Below are 220 nucleotides of genomic sequence, written 5' to 3'. Positions count from 1 at the left end.
ACAACCGGCGATGTCCATGTCATCGCAAAAGCCATCGGTATCGTGGCCCGCGCTCATGGCATGACGGAACTGTCGAAGGAGACCGGCATCAAGCGTCAGCAGCTTTACCGTGCCCTCGGCCCGGACGGAAACCCTACGCTGGAAACCATGCTCAAGGTGCTGCCCGCGCTCGGCTTACGGATGCGAATCGAGGCTGCCGCTTAACCGGACCTGCCGATCC

At 61.8% G+C, this 220-nt stretch carries 1 protein-coding gene; it reads left to right on the top strand.

What is annotated here, in order from left to right:
• Positions 1-204 (top strand): addiction module antidote protein (locus tag MJ601_RS21850; protein WP_242130494.1); only part of this gene is annotated, 204 nt, incomplete at its 5' end.
• Between the last annotated feature and the right edge of the window lie 16 nt (positions 205-220).

It is taken from the genome of Sphingobium trunci, from assembly GCF_022664535.1.
GTDB lineage: Bacteria > Pseudomonadota > Alphaproteobacteria > Sphingomonadales > Sphingomonadaceae > Sphingobium.
Note: the sequence above shows the minus strand (reverse complement) of the source record. Positions and strands in the feature narration are given on the sequence as shown.